At 61.3% G+C, this 10,915-nt stretch carries 8 protein-coding genes and 1 pseudogene; 6 read left to right on the top strand and 3 right to left on the bottom strand.

Annotated elements, in window-relative coordinates; genetic code table 11:
* Positions 1–843 precede the first annotated feature (843 nt).
* From CXQ91_RS21330 to CXQ91_RS25060, 3 genes are all read right to left on the bottom strand, one after another.
* Positions 844–1,380 (bottom strand): SLATT domain-containing protein, encoded by a 537-nt coding sequence (locus CXQ91_RS21330; protein ID WP_219816563.1) that lies wholly within the window; start codon positions 1,378–1,380, stop codon positions 844–846.
* A 609-nt stretch (positions 1,381–1,989) separates the two neighbouring features.
* Complete coding sequence (locus tag CXQ91_RS21325) at positions 1,990–3,156, bottom strand: nucleotidyltransferase (protein ID WP_104175876.1); 1,167 nt, start codon at positions 3,154–3,156, stop codon at positions 1,990–1,992.
* Between the two features lie 1,709 nt (positions 3,157–4,865).
* Positions 4,866–5,009, bottom strand: coding sequence for a hypothetical protein (locus CXQ91_RS25060; protein WP_219816561.1), 144 nt, complete (start codon positions 5,007–5,009; stop codon positions 4,866–4,868).
* A 566-nt stretch (positions 5,010–5,575) separates the two neighbouring features.
* Between CXQ91_RS25060 and CXQ91_RS21315 the strand changes: the two genes are divergently transcribed.
* From CXQ91_RS21315 to CXQ91_RS21290, 6 genes and pseudogenes are all read left to right on the top strand, one after another.
* A complete protein-coding gene (locus CXQ91_RS21315; protein ID WP_104175875.1) occupies positions 5,576–6,307 on the top strand; it encodes a hypothetical protein in 732 nt (243 codons plus the stop codon).
* A 658-nt stretch (positions 6,308–6,965) separates the two neighbouring features.
* Positions 6,966–7,379, top strand: coding sequence for a hypothetical protein (locus CXQ91_RS21310; protein ID WP_104175874.1), 414 nt, complete (start codon positions 6,966–6,968; stop codon positions 7,377–7,379).
* Positions 7,380–7,485: 106 nt separating this feature from the next.
* Positions 7,486–7,674: pseudogene (locus CXQ91_RS21305) on the top strand (acyl-CoA dehydrogenase family protein); the annotation flags it as partial.
* 64 nt (positions 7,675–7,738) lie between these two features.
* Positions 7,739–8,965 (top strand): acetyl-CoA C-acyltransferase, encoded by a 1,227-nt coding sequence (locus tag CXQ91_RS21300; protein WP_104175873.1) that lies wholly within the window; start codon positions 7,739–7,741, stop codon positions 8,963–8,965.
* On the top strand, positions 8,965–9,795 hold the full coding sequence (locus tag CXQ91_RS21295; RefSeq protein WP_104175872.1) for an enoyl-CoA hydratase/isomerase family protein: 831 nt from the start codon (positions 8,965–8,967) through the stop codon (positions 9,793–9,795). Before CXQ91_RS21300 ends, CXQ91_RS21295 begins: the two co-directional genes overlap by 1 nt.
* Positions 9,796–9,803: 8 nt before the next feature.
* Complete coding sequence (locus CXQ91_RS21290; RefSeq protein WP_104175881.1) at positions 9,804–10,676, top strand: 3-hydroxyacyl-CoA dehydrogenase family protein; 873 nt, start codon at positions 9,804–9,806, stop codon at positions 10,674–10,676.
* Positions 10,677–10,915: the final 239 nt, after the last annotated feature.

Here is a 10,915-nt window from a genome sequence, read left to right as displayed (position 1 = left end):
GGCCAAACACGGGCCACCGGAAAAAGAAAAGGACGACAGAAAACCCCAGATTCCAGCAGGGGGAAGGCCCCCCCCCCCCGCCCCCGCCCCCCCCCCCCCCCCCCCCCCACAACACTTCATAGGCCACCGCGGCGCCAGGCACAAACCGCGGACAACGTCAGAGGCACCCACGGAGGGTCAATGTCCACACATTAAAGCAAAAACCCCTCTGACTAGGGGTCATGCTGTGCCCAAGGTGGGACTCGAACGCGATTCCGGGGCCCTGAAACACTGGGAAGTGGCGGAAACATGCGGAGTCCGGGACAGTCCGGCGGCTGTCCGACCCGATCCGAGGCGGAAAGTGTGGACATTGTCCACACTTCTTTTTTGCCCGCTCGAGCACCGAAAAATGGGGACACGAGGATTCCGGCGCCCTCGTATAAGGCGACTGAGTGTAGGCGCAGCCGCCTCCGTAGTTTGCCTGCTCGATGCCACCTTTCTACCCACGTGAAGCCTCCTGCCGTATGAAGCAGCGACCTCCAACCGACGACTCCCGGCACCCGGCACCCGGCACCCGGCCAAACAACCCAAAAATTCGACCACACTCTGCCAGCCAGAACGATGAAACATCCACATTGTGCAGCACCTCCTTCATCAATAACATGGCGGAGACGGCACCATGGAACATGACCAGGCCTTGCCAGGCAAACCCCGGAGCCGACACCGGAGAGGTGCTGTCCTCACAGCCAACGTCAAGCTTCGGGTGGGCATAATGCGAGCGAAGCTTGGGTCAACCGCTATCAGATCGGGGCTTCGCCAATTAAAACCCCGTCAGCAGTTTCGCTTCGTGCAGGTTCTTGGCGCCTAGCACCGACAGGCATTCTTGCGAAGGTTTAGGGGCAGGAACTTGTCGATTTCCTCGTCGGAAAAGGTGAGATCTTCCTGCGCCTTCAATGCCCGTTGAGCCAAGCGATACGCTTTAGAGCTAGTGTCTGGAGCTGTCCGATACACCTCCTGTGCCCGAGCGCTTAGCTCCTCTCTCCGGTCTCTAATCTCACTGGCAGGCAAAGCATGTCCCTTCACATCCGCCAACAAGTGGATATAGCTGTCGCGGATCCTGAGCAGGGATTTGGCCGCTTCCCGATGCTCAACGGCTTCTTGCATCGGATTGAAGCTGAGTTGATACAGCGTGTAGCCGGCTGTAAGGGTGGCAAAACCCAGGGCCACGTACAGGAACACCCGGTTCTCACTTTGGAGGCTTGTCAGCACTCCGCCGAAGGTTAGGGCGTTGAAGACGATATTGACCCACTGGGAGACAAACGCTTTGCGGCTACATTGTTCCCTGGCCTTCTCGTGAGTCTTGTGCGTGTAGGCAACTCGCCCAAACTCCTCCCGAATCAAGTCCAAATTCGGATCTAGTCTCCTGCCGGAGAAGCCTCTACCCACCAAAGTCCACCCAATCCTAAGTAGTGACGTTCCGCCTCGGGCCCAGGGAGCATCTCCGATTGGGAGTGCAAGCTGGGCCCGGCGGGTTTTAATGACGCAAATGAAGCGGTTAGACCGCTGGGGCTTCACGCATAGTGTCAGGCACAGGATGCAAAAGCGTTGACTGTGCCTCCTGGGATTCGGCACCTGGACCGTCCCCAAGCCATAACCCCGTGCCTTTCCACATCTCGTAATGCAACAACCATTCCGAAGCCCAAGGCAGCGTCGTGTCCACCAAGTGCATCTTTGGGGACCACTGCCCTGCCGTGTTGAGGCACAGCGATCCGTCGTCCCATATATGGGGAAGGAAGCCTTGAACGTTTGGTTCCAACGGTGGGCGCACTACGTTCACAACAGGGTTCTGTCCGACCCTGAGCGAGATTTCGATGGTGTATTCCCGTGACAACGCTGAAGGTTTCAGTCGGCCCCGCCAAACCAGGCTGTTGGGGCCAAGCCACACCGAACTGTCAGGGTAAACGCTCCTCAGTGCCAGCGCTTGTTGACAGAGGTTCAGACGGCCCGAGCTCACATCCGGCCTCCGTGGAAGGTATGGTTTCGGACTGGTCGTGTTGTGGTCGCTGCACCGGCAATTGCCAGTGTTCCTGTGCCATTCTGTGCACGCAGGTTTCCGGATTGCCGTGCTTCAACGAGCGGGTTGCTGAGCGCACGGGCTCCGGCCAAGGCTGCGTTCTCCCCGAGTACCATCCGTACCCCCTTGAGGACGTTGTCGTTGCCACTGCGAGCAGCGATTCCGTTGATGTCGCGGGACACCGCCTCTGCCCACTCGAACATTGCCGCGGCCCGCCAGCGCTCGTTGGCCCAGCAGTCCGCGAAGTTTTCTTCCGGCATCACGGGATTAGCAACCACGTACTGTCCGTTGACTACCCGTATGTGTTCGACAAAGCTGCCGGCGATACCTTGCAAGACATCGAAGAGATTCTCACCCCGCTGGTAGGCGCGCGCGGCCAGCGTGGTGATGACAATTGACGAAGGCCGCTTATCCAGGCGGCCGGTGAAGTAGATATCCCGGTGCCGCTTGAGTGCTTGGACAGCGAGTTGCAGCGTTGTCTTGCGTGTCCAGTCCGGAACCGCATCCACGTCGACGCCACGTTTCGCCAGAAGCGCTTCCTTCAGCATCACCTCTTCACGGGCCACTTGCTTGAACCACGCAGCGTAGCCACGGGGGTCAGAACGTTGCCAGGACCTTACGTCGTGATCTGTGATCAGGATGCCGTCGTCCGACCCGCGTTCTGGTGAGGTATCGGGAACTGCTGGAAGGATGTCCATGTGCATGCCGGGGTATTCGAGCGTCCAGCACCGCTCGCTTTCCACCAGCGAAGCTTTGGCCTGTGACGCCGCAACGAACTTCCGGAGGCCGGCGCCGGTGTCTTTCTTGAGATCGGATTGGGTGGTCGAGGAGGCCTGAATGCCGCGCAGTAAGACAAGGTCGATGTCGACGTCATCATTGCGGTGAAACTTTCGTGTCATAGTTCCGAGGGCAAATGAGCCTTGGACGTACACATGGTTGTCGGCCGTGGAATCGGCCCAGTGATCGTTGAGGATCGCCCCGACGCTTTCATAGCGAGAGGTGACCTGGGCCTTCTCCTTCGCGGTGATGTCCAGCGTGGAGATGCCGACACCCAGAACCTTTTCGAGGTCTCGGAACCCTGTTCGTTCAAGTGAAATTGTCATACCACTCCTAGGAGATAGGTGTGGCCGCCGAAGTCTCCTCACGACTCGCCGTGCATTTTCTTGAGCAAGTCTTGAGGATGTAGGCTCTTGTCATCCCGGTCGCAAGGGAATGAAAACAGCCTCAGTCGGTAGCCCTACCTCAAGGTGGGATTACCCTGAGGCTTTTTCGTGCCGTTAGGGCACGCTTTAGACACTACATGTAGTGCAAGCGCTGCGCTGGAACCCCAAGATGATGTATTACAAGTATGTCATTCAGTCCACTGGCCGTCCACAGGGCAGGGGCTTTGGAATGTCCGTGATTCCGCCGAAGTGGGAGATGAAATCCACACCCTGTGGACTACTTGGCCACATTTAATCTCCTGCGTGTCGTCAGTTTCCGGCGTGTCGTGACACGTCGCCTACTGCGCTGTCGTGCGGAGGTTGTCGCCACAAATAGCCGCCGCCCCGTCCTTTGAAGCGTCCCATCGCTTCTGAGCTCCAGCATCCATCAAAATAAAGAAGATTTAAGTGTGGACAATGTCCACACCCCCTTTGGCCTGACAAAGCATGCACCAGCCAAGTCTCCTCACCCCAGGAACGAGCCGAAACCAGGATCTTTGACGAAGGATCTCGAAGTCATGTTGTGCTCAGTCCTCCTACCCATGAAGAGGTGCAGGCCAACCACGACCTGCCACCAGGAACCAACAGAGGTACACATAACCCCGGTACAGAGCACGCGGAGAGTCCACCAGCCAAGACCCTGAACCCGCTCCCCCACAACCAAACAGGCGACCCGCGGCGCCAGGCACACACCGCGGCCAGAGTCAGAGGGACCTGACCCGCCAGAATGTACACACGTTAAAGCAAAAACCCCTCTGACGAGGGGTTATGCTGTGCCCAAGGTGGGACTCGAACCGGGTTCCGGGCCCTGCAAACACTGGGAACTCCCGGGAACATGCCGAATCCGGGCCAGTTCGCCACCAGTACGACCCGATCCGAAGCCCGAAGTGTGCACATTGTGCACACCCTCTTGTTTGCTCACTTCGCCGCCCGCAACCGGGCCTGCTCAACGGCCGAACAGGCGGGGGCGCGATTGCGCTCCAAGATGAAGAGTCGTCCCCTGGAACCGGACCGGCGCCGAGTAAGCGCCGCGGGACGGCCCTCATTCTGGAATTCGACGAACATCATGGTGGCGGGTCCCTCCTTTCGAACATAACATCGGGCAGAGAACGGCAACCTGCGTGACCAACCGAGAGGCCGGCCTTCCAGGAAGTGAGCACGCGCCACCAACGGCGTCGGCATGGTCAGCGTCCTTCCACGAGGACTCGCTCGCTTGGTCAAGGAGTCAACAAGACCGGGGGCAGTCCTGCGATTAGTCGATGGGATTTGACCAGATTTGGCACATCCAGCGATCTCTTCCATTTTGAGCGATCCGAGGTCATGGACTATTGATTCGTTGCTGGAGATTAGCCAGGTTAACAACCAAGTCCCGGAGTGGATGTCGAAAGGCTCATTGACCGCTGTGTTGGCCGTTTTAGGTCGGAGTTTAATCGAAAAGAGAGTCGGCTATAAGTCAGGCTGCATTGAATTCCGACGGGCTGGACCCCAGTCTTTCCACGCCCGTCCTAACCGTCTGACATCCAATGCCAGGGTGCTCCGTGGCTGCACTTTCCAAAGGCGGCCCGGCAGAGGCAAGGAATCTGCCTTCCGTCGGGCCGCCTCAACGAGGCTCATCCAGCGATATCTTGTGCCGCCATCTCAATCCCGATCTTGTCCACAACCTTCGCTGCGGGGATCCAGTTGCCGTCAAGGAAGCCTTGCGCGTCCAGTTCGGCCACTGCGACAGCGAACGCTATCCATGACGTTGGAAGCATTGTCAGTCCGCCTGCCGCAGCCAAAATCTTCACAGCGTCCGTGACGTCGATGCCGCGATGCCCGATTGGCCTGAGCCGTTCTTGACGAAAGGCGCGCGGAATTGAACCCGAGTCAGTCTGGCCGTGTAGCCCGGCGCCTAGTCGACCAGTTTGACCGAGTAGAAGACCCGGTCGTCCTTGCCGGCGTGTTCATGCCTGAAGTACGACGTTCGTCGAGAAGGTTTTTGTTCGTGATGGCCCTAATGTAAAACTCGTGTCCATCAAGTTCACTTACCCCAGGCGGAAATTGCCCTTGTACCCGATGTTCTTTCAGCAGGGACGACACCAATTCACTGGGGAAGTGCACCTTTGCAGGGCAGTTCCCCAACAGTCCCGAGAGCGCCTTTTCAGGCACATGGGGGCTGAGGCTTTGGCGAACCAGCGGGGATGACCACAGTCGCCCGGCGGGACTCACCATCCGTTCCCGTTATCCCAAAATGGGGGAGCATTGGCTTTCTGGCGTCTCTTGCGGTCAGTGTTGGCCCGGCGTAACGTCCGCAGCATAAGGGTTGCCTTTGGAGGCCTCCATGCGTGTGCTGCTACGCCATTTCATCACCATGACATCAGTCTTGTCCGTTTGCCTCGGCCTTTCGGCGTGCACTGCCACCGAGGCGCCATCCCCCGCGCCGACTACGGAGGCTCGCACGGTCCCACCGCTGCCCACGGTCCCACCGCTGCCGGACAGCGGCGACATCGACCCCGGTACATACCTCGTCACCAGCTTCGCAGAGAATTTCGAGATCACCGTCCCAGACGGCTGGTCGGCCGACGGCGATGGCCTGGGAAAGGACGACCCGGATCACCCGGACGATATGGCGGTTTTCGTGGGTTGGTGGCCCTCCAACCATGTGCCGACGGACGCATGCGCGTGGCAGGGCGCGCTCGTCGAGGTCAATCCGTCGGCTCAGGCCTTCGTCGACGCGATGACGGCCCAGACGTCAACGTCCAGCACCCCTCCCGTCGAGGTCATGGTGGGCGATTACCCCGGCGTCGAGTTCGACCACTCCGTCGAGGGCGACGTGGACATCAAAGCCTGCGACAACGGTCAGTTTTGCGTTCACTCCGAATACTCGAACCTATGCACCCGCTGGTACTCGAGCGCCGCTGAGCGCGAAACCTACCGGGTGGTCAACCTGAACGGCCAGCGCGCAATGTTCTGGGTGGTCCAATTCCACGAATCGATCAATCCGGAGCTGACAAGAGAGGCACGCGCCGTCTTCGACTCGATCGTGTTCAAGGTCCGACAAGTGACCAGCTGATGCGATAGGCGATCCCGCCCCCGGGCGCCGACTCCTTCTCTGACACACCGGGTTATCTCATCGACAGCCGATGGTGGAAACTGTCGTCTTCAGAAGTCGTCTGCACTCGCTCCCGCGGAATTCCGGGGTAGTGCAGACGAGTACGGACATGGAGATGTCACAAGTCCCCTGCACGGAATTGCATTCCGCTGATTTCCCAGGTGATGGAGAAGGTGTAATCGGCTGCGCCGTCAAGACCCAGGGTGGCGAGTGCCGTTGATGTGGGGGCAGACCCCCCATTAATTATGTGAACGCCATTAGCATCCATGCTGTGTCCCGAGGCGAGAGTAACCTCGTTTGGGCTCCCTACGATTCGCATCTGAACGGATAACAGCCCTCCCGGTTCCCGTGGATTCCGGAATACGGGGGTTTCCTGTCCGGACTACGCCCCGATATTCAGAACGACGAGGGACGTTTGTGACACTGTCGATCGTTTCGCGGGGGCGGGGAAGACGCATCCAATGGGAGCGGCAGAGTTGGTATTTTGGCGCCGAAGGGATGGCGGTACTTCACCAGCAGCGTCAATTTCGTCATGCAGGTGCTGAGCGGTGGGCGGCCGGTTCCTAAAATGGCTCCACGGCGGTATTTCTGGAATCCAAGATGATTGGAGGATCCAGCGATGATGGCTTTGGCTGTGCTCTCCACGGCGCAGCTTGCCCACGGCCTGATCGGGCTCCGGCAGGCGCTCCGGGAGGGGACCACCTACGATGTCTGGAAGCTCAAGGGGGACCCCGGGCGCATCAAACGAGACCAGTGGGTGCTGGGAACGGGATTGTCTGCCTCTGGCGTGATGCTGATCCTTCAGTGCGTAGCAACGGCTGGTCTGCTGAGCCGCAGGAGGCGGCGGGCGGCAGCGAAGACCCTCGGCGTCCTCGGCGCCGTAATGTGCGGTGGCTACCCGGTTGAGAAGTCCATCCGCCAGGCGTGGCAGGGGAATTCGCCCGACAGATCGATCATGCCGCTGACGGCCGCTGCGACCGGGCGTGCTGCGGTGATGGCCGAGCTGGGCCGTTGTGGAGTGGGACTGGGCTAAACGCTCCTCAGCTGATGTTGTCCATTGGTAGGTTGCTAACCCATTCCTGCCGGCCCGGCCCACGCTCCTGGTGCGCCCGTTCCGCCGCCGCCGCGGTCATCATCCTTCCCGCAGCGCAGACAGCGCGTGTAGAGGCGAGGCGCGGGACCTGCTCGGGGGCAACGGACTGCTCCTTGAAAACCACGTCATACGCCACATGACCGACATGGAAGTCGTATCAACCTACGAAGGCACAGACTTCATGCAGGCGCTCTTGGTGGGCCGGGACATCACCGGGATCTCCGCCTTCAGCTGAAGCTCCTTCACTACTAACTTCCCTGACTGTAATTCGGACTGACAAGAACTAGGACGGAAATCAAATGGCTGAGGCCTTTCTCATTGGTGGCGCCCGAACGCCGGTAGGCCGCTACGGCGGCTCTCTCTCCTCGACGCGCCCGGACGACCTCGCGGCATTGACAATGCGTGCCGCCGTCGAACGCGCGGGCATTGATCCCGCGACGGTGGACGAGGTGATCCTCGGAAACGCCAACGGAGCCGGTGAGGAGAACCGAAACGTGGCCCGCATGGCCTGGCTCCTCGCGGGCTACCCGGACAGTGTCCCGGGCATCACCGTCAACCGGCTCTGCGCTTCAGGCCTGTCTGCCATCATCATGGCCAGCCACATGGTCAAGGCGGGCGCCGCGGACATCGTGGTTGCCGGTGGGGTGGAATCGATGAGCCGCGCCCCCTGGGTTATGGAGAAACCCGACAAGGCCTTCGCCAAGCCCGGCGCCGTTTTCGACACGTCCATCGGCTGGCGCTTCACCAACCCCGCGTTCCTGAGCGGCGAGCGTTCCCATGACGGCAAGGCCGCGTTCTCTATGCCGGAGACTGCCGAGGAAGTGGCCCGCGTCTTCGGCACGTCGCGGGATGACTGCGACGCCTTCGCCGCCCGCTCGCACGAACGCGCCCTGGCAGCGATCGGTGCCGGCCGATTCGCGGACGAAATCGTCCCCGTGACCATCATCGGACGCAAGGGTGCCACCACACTCGTGGACACCGACGAAGGGCCCCGGCCCGGCACCACACTGGAGGTCCTAGCCGGACTCCGGCCCGTCGTCAAGGGCGGCTCCGTGGTCACCGCCGGGAACGCTTCCTCCCTCAACGACGGGGCCTCGGCGATCATCGTCGCCTCCGAAGCCGCGATAAAGAGGTACGGTCTGACGCCGCGGGCCCGGATTCTGGAGGGCAGCTCGGCAGGAGTGGCGCCTGAGGTCATGGGCATTGGCCCGGTCCCTGCCACGCGCAAGGTTCTGAAGCGCGCCGGCCTGTCCGTTGGTGACCTGGGTGCCGTGGAGCTGAACGAGGCATTCGCCTCACAGTCCCTTGCGGTGATGCGCGAACTGAAACTCGACGAAGACATCGTCAATGCGGACGGGGGCGCCATCGCCCTCGGCCACCCGCTCGGCTCCTCCGGGTCCCGGCTCGTCGTAACTCTCCTCGGACGCATTGAACGCGAATTGGCTGGCAACGGGCGCAAGCTCGGCCTTGCGACCATGTGCGTCGGCGTCGGCCAGGGAACAGCCCTGCTACTGGAAGGCATGTAATGACTACTCAGGAAATTTACGCCTCCGTGGATGCAACGGGTGCCGACTACGGCGGCCTCCTGGACGCCTCGGCATTCACGACTTTGCAGCTTTGCGAGCGGGAGGACCGGCTTCTGGTCCGCCTTCACCGCCCGGAGGTGCGCAACGCGATCGACGCCATCATGGTCAACGAGCTGCACGCCGTCTGCGCCCATCTGGAAGCAACACCAAAAATCCTGATCCTCACAGGCACGCCCGCGGACGCGGCGACCGGTTCAAAGGCATTTTTCGCCTCCGGCGCCGACATCGCCCAGCTCCGCGGACGCCGTCGTGAGGACGCCCTGGCCGGCATCAACTCCTCGCTGTTCGACCGGATCGCCAAACTTCCCATGCCCGTCATCGCCGCCCTCGACGGATTCGCCCTCGGCGGCGGCGCGGAGCTTGCCTACGCTGCCGACTTCCGCATCGGCACAGCGAGCCTCCGCATCGGAAACCCCGAAACCGGGCTGGGCATCGTCGCCGCCGCAGGCGCCACCTGGCGGCTCCGCGAGCTTGTCGGTGAGCCACTGGCCAAGGAAATCCTCCTGGCCGGGCGCACACTGACCGGCGAGGAGTGCCTCAGCGCCCGGCTCATCACCGAACTCGTTGAACCAGGGGAACTCCCGGAGGCGGCCCACTCACTGGCAGAACGCATCGCCCGCCAAGACCCCCTCGCGGTGCGCCTGACCAAGACTGTCTTCCACGCACCGCGGGAGGTCCACCCCATCATCGACACCCTCGCCCAAGGCATCCTCTTCGAATCCCAGGCGAAATTCGACCGTATGCAGCAGTTCCTCGACAGGAAGAAATAGCCGTGAGCATCAGCAACGAACCAACTCCGACGGCACTCCTGCCGACAACTGTCGGCGTCCTGGGCGGCGGCCGCATGGGCGCGGGCATCGCACACGCGTTCCTCATCCACGGTTCGAAAGTGACCATCATCGAGCGTGACGAGGAAGCCGCCCGCGGCGCGCACGAACGCGTCGTCGCATCCGTCGATGCATCGATCAAGCGCGGCGTGATCGCGGGCGACCGCAACGACGTCCTCCAGCGGTTCGGGACGAGCGTCGACCACGCAGAATTCGCGTCCTGCGATCTGGTCGTGGAGGCCGTGCCCGAGGATGAAAAGCTGAAGAAAGCCGCGCTCAGTGCCGTGGCCGACCACCTTTCTCCACACGCCTACCTTGCCACCAACACCTCTTCACTGTCTGTCAGCGGGCTTGCCCAGTCGATGCCGCGGCCGGAGCAATTCCTGGGCCTGCACTTCTTCAACCCGGTCCCCGCGTCGATGCTGATCGAGGTAGTCATCACGGAAAATACCTCTGACGAGACCCTTGCCGCGGCAAAGCGGTGGGTGGCCGGACTGGGCAAAACCGCTGTGGTGGTCCGGGACACACCCGGCTTCGCGTCGTCCCGCCTTGGCGTCGCCATTGCTCTGGAGGCGATGCGGATGGTCGAAGAGGAAGTGGCCAGCGCAGAGGACATCGACAACGCCATGGTCCTGGGCTACAAGCACCCGGTGGGCCCGCTCCGGACAACGGACATCGTGGGGCTCGATGTGCGCCTCGGTATCGCCGAATACCTGCACTCAACGCTGGGTGAGCGTTTCGCACCGCCCCAGATCCTTCGTGCCAAAGTCGCCGCCGGCGAGCTGGGCCGGAAGTCCGGCAAGGGCTACTACGACTGGAGGTGAACGACTGTCCGCCCACAGTCCCGAATGGGTTGCCGTTGTTGCACGCAAATAGCTCAGGTCCGGTCCGGCGACACTTTTCGATCAGTCATGACGAGGCGAATGGCTGGCAATCCAGAATCCGCTCCTGAACGTTAGGGAGGGGGCCATACCAAACGCAGAGCGGGATCGGCAGAAGCTACTCAGGCGCGTGAGGCGTCCGGCGGCCCTTTCGGTAGGACTAATGTCCATCTCACCCGACA

The sequence above is a fragment of the Arthrobacter sp. Y81 genome (assembly GCF_002929335.1).
Classification (GTDB): Bacteria; Actinomycetota; Actinomycetes; order Actinomycetales; family Micrococcaceae; genus Arthrobacter.
Note: the sequence above shows the minus strand (reverse complement) of the source record. Positions and strands in the feature narration are given on the sequence as shown.

Bases quoted from the DNA above. Each gene is read 5' to 3' on its own strand.
- CXQ91_RS21325 (WP_104175876.1), bottom strand. From the start codon at position 3,156: ATGACAATTTCACTTGAACGAACAGGGTTCCGAGACCTCGAAAAGGTT.
- CXQ91_RS25060 (WP_219816561.1), bottom strand. From the start codon at position 5,009: ATGCTTCCAACGTCATGGATAGCGTTCGCTGTCGCAGTGGCCGAACTG.
- CXQ91_RS21315 (WP_104175875.1), top strand. From the start codon at position 5,576: ATGCGTGTGCTGCTACGCCATTTCATCACCATGACATCAGTCTTGTCC.
- CXQ91_RS21310 (WP_104175874.1), top strand. From the start codon at position 6,966: ATGATGGCTTTGGCTGTGCTCTCCACGGCGCAGCTTGCCCACGGCCTG.
- CXQ91_RS21300 (WP_104175873.1), top strand. From the start codon at position 7,739: ATGGCTGAGGCCTTTCTCATTGGTGGCGCCCGAACGCCGGTAGGCCGC.
- CXQ91_RS21295 (WP_104175872.1), top strand. From the start codon at position 8,965: ATGACTACTCAGGAAATTTACGCCTCCGTGGATGCAACGGGTGCCGAC.